The organism is Flavobacterium sp. W20_MBD1_R3, from assembly GCF_052119725.1.
Classification (GTDB): domain Bacteria; phylum Bacteroidota; class Bacteroidia; order Flavobacteriales; family Flavobacteriaceae; genus Flavobacterium.
The window spans coordinates 405,024-420,191 of the sequence record NZ_JBGQOR010000001.1 but is presented as its reverse complement, the minus strand read 5'-3'; the positions used below and the strand labels follow the sequence as shown (position 1 = coordinate 420,191).

12 protein-coding genes are annotated in these 15,168 nt (G+C 32.9%); 2 read left to right on the top strand and 10 right to left on the bottom strand.

Annotation, left to right across the window (positions count from 1 at the left end; all coding sequences use genetic code 11):
- Positions 1-48: 48 nt before the first annotated feature.
- From ACEN2F_RS01740 to ACEN2F_RS01695, 10 genes are all read right to left on the bottom strand, one after another.
- A complete protein-coding gene (locus ACEN2F_RS01740; RefSeq protein WP_441735240.1) occupies positions 49-369 on the bottom strand; it encodes a gamma-glutamylcyclotransferase family protein in 321 nt (106 codons plus the stop codon).
- A 171-nt stretch (positions 370-540) separates the two neighbouring features.
- A complete protein-coding gene (trpB, locus tag ACEN2F_RS01735) occupies positions 541-1,722 on the bottom strand; it encodes a tryptophan synthase subunit beta (protein ID WP_441735238.1) in 1,182 nt (393 codons plus the stop codon).
- A 54-nt stretch (positions 1,723-1,776) separates the two neighbouring features.
- Positions 1,777-2,385, bottom strand: a complete 609-nt coding sequence (locus ACEN2F_RS01730) for a phosphoribosylanthranilate isomerase (RefSeq protein ID WP_441735235.1) — start codon at positions 2,383-2,385, stop codon at positions 1,777-1,779.
- A 2-nt stretch (positions 2,386-2,387) separates the two neighbouring features.
- On the bottom strand, positions 2,388-3,167 hold the full coding sequence (gene trpC / locus ACEN2F_RS01725; RefSeq protein WP_441735232.1) for an indole-3-glycerol phosphate synthase TrpC: 780 nt from the start codon (positions 3,165-3,167) through the stop codon (positions 2,388-2,390).
- Positions 3,168-3,256: 89 nt separating this feature from the next.
- On the bottom strand, positions 3,257-4,249 hold the full coding sequence (trpD, locus tag ACEN2F_RS01720) for an anthranilate phosphoribosyltransferase (RefSeq protein ID WP_441735229.1): 993 nt from the start codon (positions 4,247-4,249) through the stop codon (positions 3,257-3,259).
- 103 nt (positions 4,250-4,352) lie between these two features.
- On the bottom strand, positions 4,353-4,919 hold the full coding sequence (locus ACEN2F_RS01715; RefSeq protein ID WP_441735227.1) for an anthranilate synthase component II: 567 nt from the start codon (positions 4,917-4,919) through the stop codon (positions 4,353-4,355).
- A 315-nt stretch (positions 4,920-5,234) separates the two neighbouring features.
- Complete coding sequence (locus ACEN2F_RS01710) at positions 5,235-6,635, bottom strand: anthranilate synthase component I family protein (RefSeq protein WP_441735225.1); 1,401 nt, start codon at positions 6,633-6,635, stop codon at positions 5,235-5,237.
- 340 nt (positions 6,636-6,975) lie between these two features.
- Complete coding sequence (locus ACEN2F_RS01705) at positions 6,976-7,545, bottom strand: YceI family protein (RefSeq protein WP_441735222.1); 570 nt, start codon at positions 7,543-7,545, stop codon at positions 6,976-6,978.
- A gap of 29 nt (positions 7,546-7,574) precedes the next feature.
- Positions 7,575-8,207 carry an NAD(P)H-dependent oxidoreductase gene (locus ACEN2F_RS01700; RefSeq protein ID WP_441735221.1) on the bottom strand — a complete coding sequence of 211 codons (633 nt, stop codon included), beginning with the start codon at positions 8,205-8,207 and terminating at the stop codon, positions 7,575-7,577.
- A 14-nt stretch (positions 8,208-8,221) separates the two neighbouring features.
- Positions 8,222-8,677: a MarR family winged helix-turn-helix transcriptional regulator gene (locus ACEN2F_RS01695; protein ID WP_441735218.1), complete on the bottom strand. Its 456-nt coding sequence runs from the start codon at positions 8,675-8,677 to the stop codon at positions 8,222-8,224.
- An 842-nt stretch (positions 8,678-9,519) separates the two neighbouring features.
- On the opposite strand from ACEN2F_RS01695, the gene ACEN2F_RS01690 reads away from it, so the two are divergent.
- On the top strand, positions 9,520-12,837 hold the full coding sequence (locus tag ACEN2F_RS01690; RefSeq protein ID WP_441735216.1) for a chemotaxis protein CheB: 3,318 nt from the start codon (positions 9,520-9,522) through the stop codon (positions 12,835-12,837).
- Positions 12,838-12,982: 145 nt separating this feature from the next.
- Complete coding sequence (locus ACEN2F_RS01685) at positions 12,983-15,151, top strand: response regulator (RefSeq protein WP_441735215.1); 2,169 nt, start codon at positions 12,983-12,985, stop codon at positions 15,149-15,151.
- Positions 15,152-15,168 lie beyond the last annotated feature (17 nt).

Below are 15,168 nucleotides of genomic sequence, written 5' to 3'. Positions count from 1 at the left end.
TTTTTATTCCATTTTCAAGGTTTTACCTTGTAGTTTTAATTTCAAATTTTAGATTGCGGCACTGTACGCCCAAGCTTTTTGGTTGGATTGTAGCTGTACTTCAACACGTCTGTAATGCAATCCTTCATACAGATCTGTTTGGCGAAGTTCTTGCGATGAAACAGAATATACCATTCCGTTGATGGTGTCTTCCGGTTTTTGGGTCTCGGTAATAATTGGATAATGTACTAATCCAAATTCTTCTTCAATTTGGATCTTTTTTACAATATAGCCAATCAATGTTTCAGGAGATCCTTCAAGAATACGTCCAAAAAGATCTTTTTGGATGTCTTCATTTTGTAAACTGCCGTACGCGAATAATTTTTCCATAGTTTTTATTTTTGAAAAATTTTATTATCTTGTTTATGATTGCGTTAGGGATGGAAGCGGCATCCTTTTATGTCCCTTTTTTAAGGGTCATAAAAGATACAGCAAACAGCCCGACCTCGATGTAACGGTAGTGGAAGCGAGGAAACGCCCCTAAAAATAAGAAAAAACTAACTATAATTTAAAATAATCAATATAAGTATTCAAATCTTTGTCACCGCGACCAGAAAGATTGATGACAACGACGTCCTCAGGTTTGAATTTCATTTCGTCGAGAACTGCAAAGGCGTGTGCGCTTTCAATGGCGGGAATGAGTCCTTCCATTTGAGACAATTTGATTCCCCACTGCATGGCCTGATCATCTGTAATCGAGATGAATTGTGCTCTGCCAGTGGTGAATAAATTGGCATGCATGGGCCCAACACCGGGGTAATCCAGTCCTGCAGAAATGGAATACGGTTCGGTAATTTGACCATCAGTAGTTTGCATTAATAGTGTTTTACTTCCGTGAATAACACCTACTTTTCCTAAGGCCGAAGTAGCGGCACTTTCTCCTGAATTAACACCTAAACCGGCTGCTTCAACGGCAATAATTTTTACGTCCTCATCTTCTAAGAAATGATAATAAGTTCCTGCTGCGTTGCTTCCGCCGCCTACGCATGCAATTACATAATCAGGATTTTCTCGACCTTCTTTTTCTAACAATTGTTCTTTGATTTCCTTAGAAATAACACTTTGGAAACGCGCCACCATATCCGGATAAGGATGTGGTCCTACGACAGATCCGATGATGTAATAGGTATCAACGGGATTGTTGATCCAATCACGAATGGCTTCGTTTGTGGCATCTTTTAAGGTTTTTGAACCTGAAAGTGCGGGACGAACTTCGGCACCTAGCATTTTCATTCGAGCTACATTTGGCGCCTGACGTTTAATATCGATTTCACCCATGTACACGATGCATTCCAATCCCATCAAGGCGCAAACGGTTGCCGTTGCAACGCCATGTTGACCAGCACCGGTTTCGGCAATGATTCTGGTTTTTCCCAAACGTTTGGCTAACAATATTTGTCCAATTGTATTGTTAATTTTATGCGCACCAGTGTGACATAAATCTTCTCTTTTCAGGTAGATTTTAGTGTTATATTGTTCGGATAAGCGTTTAGCAAGATAAAGAGGCGTAGGACGGCCTGCATAATCTTTTAGAAGTGCATCAAATTCAGCCTGAAATTCTGGTTCAGCTGTGATTTTTAAATAATTTTGACGTAGTTCTTCTACATTTGGATATAGCATTTCGGGAATGAAAGCACCTCCAAATTCTCCATAATAGCCTTTTTCGTTGACGTTGTATGACATAATTTTTTATTTTTTTATTTTTTTTTCTGCAAAGACGCACATTGTAGAGACACACTAAAGTGCGTCTTTACATAATTTTATATTTTTTAATCCAGGTTCTATCTCAAATTTGCTGTTTACATCAATTGCGTAAAGTGGCAAACTGGTTTTTGATATCTCCTTCACGGTATCCATTTCCTCAATTCCGATACCGCCACTCAGGAAGAACGGTTTGCTTGAAGGATACTTTTCTAATACTTTCCAGTCGAATGTTGTTCCGTTTCCGCCTGGTAATTTTCCTTTGGTATCAAAAAGGAAATAATCACAAACGGTTTCAAATGGTTTCAATACTTCAAAATTAAAAGAATCATCTACCGAGAAAACTTTTATGATTTCAATTGAATTCTCTATTTTATTTTTTAAATCCTGACAGAATTTAACCGATTCCTGTCCGTGTAATTGAATGGCTTGCAAATCGTATTTTTGGGCTTTCGAAAAAATTACTTCAACAGTTTCATTTACAAAAACACCCACTTTTTTAATTGATTTTGGTAATTGTGGAATCACACCATCAAAATATCTAGACGATTTCTCCCAGAAAATAAATCCCATATAATCGGGTAGGAGCGCACCCACTTCGAATATATTTTCGGGATATTTCATGCCGCAGATTTTGAGTTTCATCTTTATAGTTTTGAAATAAATTTGGTTGCTGCTTTACCGGCATTATCCGCTTTCATAAAATTTTCTCCAATTAAGAATCCTTTGTATCCAAAAGGTTTTAGTTCATTTATCGCCTCAATGGATGAAATTCCACTTTCGGAAACTTTTACAAATTCGCTTGGAATTTGACTTGCTAATTGCTTGCTGATATCTAAACTCACTTCAAATGTTTTTAGGTTTCGGTTATTTACACCAATCATATCTAATGTGGGCATAATCGATTTTTCTAATTCTTCCTGATTGTGAACTTCTAGTACTACCTCAAGATCTAAACTTTTAGCAAATTCAGATAAGGCTTTAATTTCGTCTCTGGTTAAAACTGCTGCAATAAGCAAAATTAAATCGGCTCCATGTGCTTTGGCTTCTAATATTTGGTATTCATCAACAATGAATTCTTTTCTCAATAATGGGATGTTTACAGTGGCTCTTGCCAAAAGTAAATCATCTAGTGAGCCACCAAAATATTTTCCATCCGTCAATACCGAAATTCCACAAGCACCTGCAATTTCATAGCCTTTGGTCACTTCTTCAACAGTAAAATTATAATTAATTTCTGCTTTGGATGGTGAACGCCGTTTGTGTTCCGCAATAATTCCCGAAGTGCTGTTTCTTAAATTATCACTCAAAGAAATAGTCTTTTTTTCGAAGAAAACGGAAGCTTCCAATTGTGAAACGGGAATGATTGATTTCTTGAGAATCACTTCTCTTTTTTTATCAACTATAATTTTATCTAAAATATTCATTCTTAATTTTTTGTTTAAATTTTTCTTTGTTTAAGGTTTGAAGTTATCCGTGTTTGGGAACAACTTTAAACCTTAAACTTTAAACTGTTTTATTTACTCAATTCTTGTAATTTTTTCAAAGCTACAAGTCCTTTTCCGGATAATAAACTTTCTTTCGCTATTTGAAATCCTTCTAAAGGAGAGCATTTTGTAACCGTTGCAATTGCCATGGCTGCATTGGCACAAACCACATTATTCTGAGCCTCGTTTCCTTTTCCTGAAATGATATCGGTAAACATTTGAGCGGATTCTTCGATGGTTGTTCCGCCTTCTATTTCGCTTTGCAGCAAAAGAGAAACGCCAAAATCTTCTGGATTTAGCATTCCTTCCATGGAACTAGTAATCGTTTTTGTAGGCCCTGTTAATGAAACTTCGTCATAACCATCGAGCGAATGCAATATGGTAAAATTTGTATTTGTGTTTTGGTACAAATAAGCGTATACTCTGGCTAATTCTAAATTGAAAACACCTACCAATTGATTTTGCGGAAACGATGGATTTACCATGGGCCCAAGCATATTGAAAAATGTTTTTACGGCCAATTCTTTCCTTATTGGTCCTACATTTTTCATCGCGGGATGAAATAATGGTGCGTGTAAAATACAAATTCCTGCTTTATCGATGCTTTTTTCTAGAAAATCAGCATCACTACTGAACTTGATTCCTAGTTTTTCCATCACATTACTAGAGCCTGAAATAGAGGAAACACCATAATTTCCGTGTTTGGCCACTTTTATTCCTGCTCCTGCAGTTACAAATGAAGCCAAGGTTGAGATGTTGAAAGTGTCTTTTCCATCACCGCCGGTTCCACATAAATCGATGGTATTGTAAGCGGATAAATCTACTCGAATACACAATTCTAATAACGCTTCACGAAAACCAGAAAGTTCATCAATACTAACGCTTCGCATCATATAAACGGTTAGAAAAGAGGCAATCTGACTGCTGTTATAATTTCCGTTTGAAATATTAACCAATACGTTTTTTGCTTCCTCTTTTGAAAGCGTTTCGTGATTGATTAATCTGTTTAATATATTTTTCATTTTTATTTTTTTGTTTAAGGTTTCAGGTTTAATACAAGACCTAAAACTTCAATCTAAATATCCGTATTGGCTCCCCTTTCTTCGGAGGAGGTTGGGGGTGGAATTACCCTTTCACCCAATTCTCTAATATTTTTTTCCCATTTGGAGTCAAAACACTTTCGGGATGAAATTGTACAGCGCGAACATCGTACGTTTTGTGACGCAATGACATTACTTGTTTGTTATCGTCAAATGAAGTTGCTTCAAGAATATCAGGCAAGTTGGGATCTACTACCCAAGAATGATAACGTCCTACTTCAAATTCGTTTCCTAATCCTTCAAATAACTGCTCATCTTCTACGATTGTTTTTACCGTGGTAGCGACTCCGTGGTATACTTTTTCTAAGTTTATAAGCGATCCTCCGTACACTTCGCCTATGGCTTGCTGGCCCAAACAAACACCCAAAATACTTTTGGTTGGTCCGTATTTCCGAATCACATCTTTTAATAATCCAGCTTCATCAGGCACACCTGGTCCCGGTGAAAGTAGAATTTTATCAAAAACCGCAATTTCATCAAGATCAAATTCATCATTTCTGTAAACGGTTACTTCGCAATCTAAATCTTCCAGATAATGCACTAAATTATAAGTGAAACTATCGTAATTGTCTATTACTAGTATTTTTTTCATTTTGTTTTCTTTTTCTCATCCCACGACCCACTCGAAAAGGGAATAGATTATTTTTTGTAATTATTGGTATGAATGTTTAATGGTTCATTTATTAGCAATATGAATAAAACAATGTTGCATTTTTTTACCATATAAGTCATGTAAGTTTAAGTTTCGATTGTGTTAGCCTTATGTAACTATAACTATCATAAGGTCATTTAAGGTTTAATTCTTATATGACTTATGTGTTAAATATTATTTCACTCATTTTTTAGTATGACATTAAATACGTCCAACTACTTAACAAAGTGACTGAACACTAAAAACTGAACACTACTAAATTGTCTCCGCTACATCTAACGCTTTATTCAGTGCGAGCAATTTATTATACACTTCCTGCATTTCACTTTCTTCATCAGAACCGGCCACAATTCCTGCACCGGCTTGAGAATGAAGCTGATGATTTTTGCTTAGAAAAGTCCGAATCATAATGGCGTGATTAAAGTTTCCTTCAAAATCCATAAAACCGATGGCACCGCCATAAAAATTTCTATTTGTTTTTTCATATTCTTCAATAAGTTGCATTGCTCTGTGTTTTGGCGCACCGCTTAATGTTCCCGCTGGAAACGTATCGGCTACGACTTGCATTGTTGAAGCCTTTTCATGTAAATGTCCCGTTACTTTTGAAACCAGGTGAATAACGTGTGAGAAAAACTGAATTTCTCTGTATTTTTCAACATTTACATGATGTCCGTTTCTGCTTAAATCATTTCTGGCTAAATCTACTAACATCACGTGTTCGCTATTTTCTTTTTTATCCACAGCTAATTTTTTGGCAAGAACAGCGTCTTTTTCATCATCACCGGTACGTTTAAAAGTTCCTGCAATGGGATGAATTTCGGCCTTACGATCTTTGACAATAATTTGCGCTTCGGGTGAAGAGCCAAATATTTTGAAATCACCGTAATCAAAAAAGAATAAATAAGGCGAAGGGTTTATACTTCTCAATGCTCTGTATACATTAAATTCATCACCTTTAAATCCTTGGGTGAATCTTCGGGACAAAACTAATTGAAATACATCACCTCTAAAACAATGCTTTTTGGCTAAAGCCACATTATGTTTGAATTCTTCGTCCGTTAAATTAGAAAATCCTTCTCCTTCTTTTGAGAATTTGTAAGATGCAATATTTCTAGATTGTAATAATTGCTCAATTTCAGCAATGTTGTTTCTTCCATCTAGACTGTGACAAAAAATATAGGCCTCATTTTTGAAATGATTGATGGCAATTATGTTTTGGTACACCGCATAATATACATCGGGAATGGTCGTACTATTTTCTTTTTTGGCAATAGTCACTTTTTCAAAATACCGAACAGCATCATACGAAATATATCCAAAAAGACCATTATTGATGAATTTGAAATCATTTTTCTCTGATTTAAATTGACCCGAAAATTCTTGAATTACTTCCGGAATATTGGTAGTGGCATCAATTGAAATTTTTTCAGAACTCCCATCAGGAAAAGTCTTGTAAATAGTTTCATTTTCTATTTTTATGGAAGCAATTGGATTGCAACAGATGTAAGAAAAACTGTTGTCATTGCCATGATAATCGCTGCTTTCCAGCAGAAGACTATTTGGAAATTTATCTCGAATTTTAAAATACACACTCACGGGAGTTATCGTATCAGCCAAGATTTGTTTGTAATGAGTATTTAAAGTAAATGGTTTCAATGTATGTGTTTTTTAATAGTGTACGTTGGGGATTAAAATGAGCACAAAAAAAAGGCCTGTCGTGATGACAAGCCTTTTATATTTATAGTTTAAGTAATACTATGGAAGCTTTGTTCACGACGATTGACGTAAATTGTTCCACCACCAAGTATTGTTTAAAGTTGTTTTCATTTTTTATTCTGTTACGACAAATATAAGGATGAATTTTGATTATTCAAAAAAATTAGCAGTAAAAATAGTAAAAATTACATTTTTTTTGTTGGATATGTTTTTTGAACATTTTTTTTTAAATAAAACCCCGGCAATTTCTGGCTAGGGTTTGTAAATTATTGAAATGAAACTAGAATTTCAAGGCTATAGCTAAATTGAAATCGTTATTAATTGCTTTGTCTCCTAAACTGTCAAAAAAGCTTCCTGAACCATATTTAATATCGTATTTAGTTCTGTCAATTATTACATTAGTTGTAGCTGTATTTGCAGTTGTAGCAAGGTCAAATGTAACGGGTTTAGTAATACCTTTGATTGTTAAATCTCCAGTTACAGTGTATAAATTAGGAGTTTTAGCAACTAATTTCTTGAAAACTAACGTTGCTGTTGTAAATTTATCTGTTCCAAAGAAATCTTCTGATTTCAAGTGACCTTCTAATTTTTCTTTACCTTGGCCTGTTTTTAAGTCAGTTGTAATAAGTGAATTCATGTCTACATTAAATGTTCCACCAACTAATTTTTTTCCTTTGAAAACTAAAGCACCGTCTTTCAGGTTTACTGTACCTTCATGTTGTCCCGTTACTTTTTTTCCGGTCCAGTTGATAGTACTTCCAGCAGTGTTGATTTTTTTAGTCTGTGCAGTTACTGATAATGTAGATAAAACGACTACTAATGCTAATGCGATTGATTTGAAATTTTTCATGTTTTTGAGTGTTTAATTTTAATTAATGATTATAGTGTAATAAATAATTCTTCATTCGATTTTCTGACTTTTTTGTGATGTTGCGTTGCATCTTCATCATGTCTGTAGCCAAGTGTTGTCATTAAGGTCGCGTTTAGTCCTAATTTGTCCAGACCTAATATTTCATTAACTTCTGCAGGAACAAAACCCTCCATAGGCGTAGCATCTATTTTAAGTTCAGCAGCTGCGTTCAATAAATTCCCTAAAGCTAAATAGGTTTGTTTTGCTGACCAGATATTTCTCATTTCTTCAGGAAGAGACGTAATGTTTTTAATTACCAAATCTTGATATCCTTTCATGCTTTCTAAAGGGATTTGTCTGGTTTCGCTCGTGTTTTTAAAATAATTGTCGATACCAGACGTACCAAAGTTAATTTCATTGGCAAAAATGATTAAGTGCGATGCGTCTACAATTTGTGATTGTCCCCAAGCCGAAGGTCGAATTTTAGCTCTTAATTCAGGGTTTTCAACAATAATGATTTTGTATGGTTGTAATCCATAGGAAGAAGAACTTAAACGGATTGCTTCTTTTAATATGTTTAAATCTGCATTTGAGATTTTTTTGGTTGCATCAAACTTTTTTGTTGCGTATCTCCAGTTTTGATTCTCTAAAAAGGTGTTCATTTTCTATGTATTATTTATTGATTTCTATATTTTTCTAGTAAGTGATTTAATTGAATAATTTCATCTCCATTTAAGTTTTGAGAAAAAAAATCTTCATGTGCGATCACTTTTGGGTCTAATTCGTGCAAAACTTGTAATCCTTTTGAAGTAATTGATACTTCAATTTTCCTTCTGTTTTGAGAGCATACATTTCGAGTTACTAATTCTTTCAATAGCAATTTATCAACTAATCGCGTTGTATTGCTGGTTTTAGCTAACATTCGTTCTTGTATCGCACACATATTTGCCGGATTGCCTTTCTGACCTCTTAATATTCGGAGTACATTATATTGTTCTCCCGATATTTCATGTGGTTTTAATAATTCATTAAAGTTTTCTGTAATAACATTTTGAGTATATAAAATATTAAGAATAATTTTTTTAGAATTATCCATTGGAACAGTCGATTTTAAAATATCTTCAATTTTCATATTTGTATATATGTAATTTGTTGGTACAAATGTAACACAATTTATTGTTGTATATACAAATGTGTGTTTTTTTTTTGATTTTTAATAAAAATGAATGCTTCAAAAACTCTTTTTATATTATATCGCTTACCACCTACAAGCAAAAAGGGAGTTGGAAAACAATAAAAACGTCTAATTTTTTATCATTCAAATTCTCCATCGGTAGATCCTTGTGAAACTCAAATTATCGCTGTACCTTTACTATATAAAGTAAAATGGATAAGAAAAAAAATAGCATTTATTTTGTTTTTAAGAGTTTAAAAAACAGAAGGTTACCTAAATAAAAAGCAATCGATTTGTATGTTATTTTTTTTGAAAAAAATATTGTTAAAATGAATATTTTTAGGAATGTCAAGAGTAATTTGTATCAGATGCTATTTGTTGACATAATCTGGACGAAGTATTTTAATAAAGCAAACAACTAGCTTCTTTGATGAATTTCTATTAACAGAAAATACTAGCGAAAAAAATTTTTTTTTTGAATGCCTGTCTGAAATAACAATAAAAAATACTCTAGCACACGAGAATATAATTTTTTACTGTTTATCGATTGTTTTAAATATTTATTTGGGTTCAATGATTTTTTTGATTATTTTTAACACTAATTAATATTTTTTTTGGTGTAAAGTATAAATTTTGTTGTAATAAATGTTTTTTTTGTCGTTAATAATGAATAATAAAAGATATTTAACGATTCTGTTTTGTATGTAAAAATTAAACAAATGTTAAATATTTAGCTTTCTACACACAAATATGGAGAGCATCATGTTTTACTATTAAACTGTAAAAATTATAAATTTCTGATGATAAAAAATGGTCAAATCAGCCGCAACGAAGACGAAGTTTTAGATGTAAAACTCAATTCAAGCTTTTTGAAGGTAAACACTAGTGAATTTCAAATTATTGGTATAGGCGCCTCAGCAGGTGGTCTGGAAGCGTTAGAACTGTTTTTTAAAAATATGCCCATTAATATAGGTCTTTCATTTGTAGTTATTCAACATTTAGATCCAACTCGCATTGGGTTTATGCCTGAATTATTACAAAGAATGACAAAAATGCAGGTTTTTCAAGCTACGGATGCTCTTGCTGTTCAACAAAATACGGTCTACGTAATTCCACCTAACAAAAGCTTATCCCTGCTGAATGGGAAATTACATTTATTTGACCCTGTTGAGTCTCGTGGTTTACGCCTGCCAATTGATCTTTTTTTTAAGTCCTTAGCAGTAGATCAACTTGATAAAAGTGTTGGAATCATCCTTTCGGGAATGGGTTCTGACGGAAGTTTAGGCCTTAAAGCTATAAAAGAAAAAAATGGTATAGCACTTGTTCAAGATCCCTCGTCGGCAAAATTTGATAGCATGCCTAGGAATGCGATAGATGCTGTTGCAGTTGACATTGTTGCAACAGTAGAGGAATTACCAGCCAAATTACTTTCTTTATTAAAACATTCTCTACCGATCAAGACTATGGATGTTGAATTAATCAACAAAAGTAAAAGTAGTATTGATAAGATTATTATATTATTACGAGAACATTGCGGCCATGATTTTTCTATGTACAAGAAAAATACGTTAATGCGCCGTATTGAACGAAGAAAAGATATTCATCAAATTGATAAAATTGAAAGTTATGTTCGCTTTTTACAAGAAAATCCAAAAGAAATTGAATTATTATTTAGAGAATTACTAATTGGAGTAACTAGTTTTTTTAGAGACACCGCTGTTTGGGAAAAATTAAAAGAAGAAATTATTCCTCAATTATTGAGAGAAACCCCAGATGGAAAGACCATCCGGGCATGGGTGTCAGCTTGTTCTACTGGTGAAGAAGCCTATTCGCTGGCTATAGTTTTTGAAGAAGCCATGGAAAAAATTGGAAAGCAAAAAAACATTAAATTACAAATATTTGCAACTGATTTAGATACATCAGCCATCGAGAAAGCTAGAAAAGGAATTTTTTCAACGGAAATAACAGCAGATGTTTCACCTGAGCGGATCAAAAAGTTTTTTTATACTGAAAAAGTTGGATTCAGGGTTAGCACTAGTATTCGTGAAACGATCGTTTTTGCATCTCATGATGTGATAAAAGATCCACCTTTTACAAAATTGGATATATTGACGTGTCGCAATATGTTAATTTACATGGAACCACAGTTGCAAAATAAATTGATAATGTTATTTAACTATAGCCTCAATCCAGGAGGAATTATGGTTCTTGGTACTGCTGAAACAATAGGAAGCACAATCAAAGGATTTGAAGTACTAGATTCTAAATTAAAATTTTTTAAACGTACTTCGAAATCTGTAATGCCCGAATTTACAAATTTTCCAAGTTCTTTTCTCCAAACAAAAAGATTAACTACTGATATTATGAAGGAAACTAAGGTTGTTGAAAACATACAAACCCTCACTGATCAAATTGTCCTTCAACGTTTTTCACCTGCAAGTTTATTGGTTAATAAAAAAGGAGATATTATTTATATCACCGGAAGGACAGGAAAATATTTAGAACCTGTCGCAGGAAAAGCGAACTGGAATATACATGTAATGGCTCGAGATGGGTTACGAAATGAATTACCAGCGGCTTTTCGCAAAGCGTTGCTTAGCTTTGATCCAATAAAACTGCATAATATTAAAATAGTTGAAAATGGAGGTTTTCATTTTGTAAATGTAACCGTGCAACAAATTGAAAGTCCCGAGGCTATAAAAGGAATGATTTTATTAGTATTCATGGATGTTCCAGCTATTGTAGAACTAGACACGAATACATTAAAACAGAAGACATTACATGTTTCCGGCCGACAAAAAGAACTCGAAATTGAACTAGTGCAGTGCAATGAGGATTTAAATAGCATTCGAGAAGAGATGCAAACTTCGCAGGAAGAACTCAAATCTACCAATGAAGAGCTGCAATCCACCAACGAAGAATTGCAGTCCACTAATGAAGAACTGACAACTTCAAAAGAAGAGCTTCAGAGCTTAAACGAGGAATTGCAAACGGTTAATACAGAACTTCAAAGCAAATTAATCGATTTTGAGCAGGCTAATAATGACATGAAAAACCTGCTAAACAGCACAGAAATAGCTACACTTTTTCTAGATAAAGAATTAAATATCCGCAGGTATACTGATCCGGTCACTAAAATATTTAAACTAAGAATGATGGATACCGGCCGGCCATTTACGGATTTGGTTTGCGATTTGAAATATCCGGATATGGTCAGTGACGCACTTGATGTTATTAGAACATTAACTTCTATTGGGAAGGAAGTTGCCACGCATGACGGCAGGTTTTATTTTGTCCGCATCATGCCTTATCGTACTTTGGACGACCGTATTGATGGGCTCGTAATTACATTTACGGATATTACTGCAGCGAAACAAGCTGAAGAATCGCTAAAAACGGAAAATCAATACCGACGTCTTTTTGAATCCGCCAAAGACGGAATTTTAATTCTGAATTCTGATACGGGAATGATAATCGATGTGAATCCATTTCTTGTTGATATGTTAGGCTACTCACATGAACAATTTATTGAGAAAGCCATTTGGGAAATTGGTTCCTTAAAAGATATAGTGGCTAATAAAGATAAGTTTTTAGAATTACAAAAAAACGAATTTGTCCGTTATGAAAATTTACCTCTTGAAACGGCTTTAGGAAAAAAAATAAATGTTGAATTTGTAAGTAATGTATATTTAGTAAATAATAAAAAAGTAATTCAGTGTATTATTCGGGATATTTCAGATCGTATTTTTGTTCAAGAAGCATTGGTTAATGCCGAAAACAGATATAAACACTTATTTGAATCTGTTAAAGATGGGATTTTATTTATTGATGGTTTAACGGGCAAGATAAATGCCATAAATCCATTTTTTACTGATTTGACTGGTTTCGCTGCAGAAAATTTTATAGGAAAAGAAATTTGGACAGTTGACTTTTTTAAAAACAACATAATTAATAAAAATAAATTTACGGAATTAAGTCAAACAAAGTTGTTTACTGCGGTATATAACGAAATTGAAACCGCTACTAAAAAGAGAATTAATATTGAATTAATCAGTTCTGTTTATTTTATTGGAGAACAAAAAAACATTCAATTTTATATTCACGAAATAAAAGAATAAAAAAAGAGTAATACCTTTTCAGATTTGAGGTGAATTAATTGAATCAAAGTTTGAAATTATAGTATCCAGTATGTTGAAATAAATACAAGTGATGTGTTTTTTTCAAGTAAAGCAAATTAAATTGTTGCATTTAAAAGTAAAACTGATGAGAAATAATGTGAGTGATTTAGAAAATAAAGTAATTCTCAGACAAAGAGCTGAAGAATTGCAACATAAAAAAAATTTATCAGCGAAGTCTAAAATTTCAGAAGTGGAAGCTTTAAAACTTATCCATGAATTAGAAGTTCATCAGATAGAGTTGGAAATGCAAAAAGAAGAACTTATTTATGCAAAAGAGCAAGCAGAAATTGCCATTCAAAAATATACAGAATTGTATGATTTTGCTCCTACGGGTTATTTTACATTAAATAGTTCAGGAAAAATAATAGAATTAAATCTTGCAGGATCACAGTTACTAAACAAAGAAAGGTCAAAGTTAATAGATAGTCCCTTTGGTTTTTATATTTCTAATGATACTAAATTAGTATTTAATCGTTTTTTAGAACAGGTTTTTACCGTTGACGAAAAGGAATGTTGTGAAGTTAATTTACTTTTGGAAAATTGCAAAACCATAAATATTTACCTAACCGGAATCCTTTCTGAAAATAAAAAGGAGGCGTTGATTACCGCAGTAGATATTACACAACTTAAATTGACAGAAACCGCATTGAGAGAAAGTGAGCAGCGATACCGTTATTTATTAGATAATCTTGATGTAGGCATAATTTTGCACAATAGGGATACTTCTATCAATTTTTCGAATCCTAAAGCATCTGCACTCATCGGTTTGAGTAAAGAACAAATTATAGAAAAGCAAAGCCTTAATCCAACTTGGAAATTTATCAAAGAAGATTACAATATACTGCCGGTAGAAAGTTATCCGGTAAATCAAATTATCAATACTAAAAAAGCATTAAAGAATTTCATTATTGGAATTCAAAAACCAGAAAGTCTCTCTTTCAATTGGGTTTTATTGAATGGCTTCCCAGTCTTTAATAGTTATGGCTCAATTGCCGAAGTGGTGATGAGTTTCATAGAGATAACGGAATTAAAAAAATTGCAAATAGAATTGACAAACGCCAAAGAACAAGCCGAAGCAGCTAATAAAGCAAAATCTAGTTTTCTTACTAATATGAGTCATGAAATTAGAACTCCTTTGAATGGAATTATTGGTTTTACTGATTTGTTGATGAAAAGTCATTTAAATCACAATCAAACTGAATATATGAATATTGTTAATGAATCAGCAACAATATTAATCGAAATTATTAATAATATCTTAGATTTTTCTAAAATTGAGTCTGGTAAATTAGAATTGAATATAGAGGAAGTGAATCTTTTTGAATTGACTCACCATGTGGTTGATATTTTCAAATACCATGCAGATTTGAATAAAATTGATCTTGCATTACATATTGATACAACGGTACCTAATTATATTTTTGTAGATTCAATCAGACTAAAACAAATATTGGTAAATTTAATTGGAAATGCACTAAAATTCACTAAAACTGGATCAGTACAATTGAAAATTACTAGCACCATCAATATAGAAAACGAAAAATACTCTAACTTACATTTTTCTGTAAAAGATACTGGTATTGGTATCAAAAAGGAAAATCAAGAAAAAATATTCCATTCCTTTATCCAAGAAGATAGTTCAATTACTAGGAAATTTGGGGGAACAGGCTTGGGATTAGCTATTTCTAATCAGCTTTTAGGTCTAATGGACAGCAAATTAGAACTAAAAAGCACTTACGGAATTGGAAGTGAGTTTTTCTTCACCGTTGCTTTGGAGAGATCCAATTTTAAGCCTACTTTAGAAAATGAAAGTGTCAAAAAAGAAGTAGAAATTAAAGTAATTTCAGCAGAAGACTGTGTAGGAAAAAAAATATTGGTAGTCGAGGACAACAAGATCAATATGTTATTAGTCAAAACATTACTCAAATCAATCCTTCCTGGCTGTATCGTATTAGAAGCATCCGATGGTGAGAAAGCAATTAAAATGTACAAAAAAGAAAAGCTAGATCTAATCTTAATGGACATACAAATGCCACATAAAAATGGGTATCAAACAACAGCCGAGATTAAGCATTTAAAAAAATATAATAATATTCCTATAATTGCTTTAACTGCAGGAATAATGTTGGGTGAAAAAGAAAAATGCTTAGAATCCGGAATGGATGATTATGTGGCAAAACCAATAATAAGACGCAACTTAGAAGAAGTTTTATACAAATGGTTAAAAAAAGAACCGTCTAATGAAAATAATTAAATTATGTAAAGACAGAA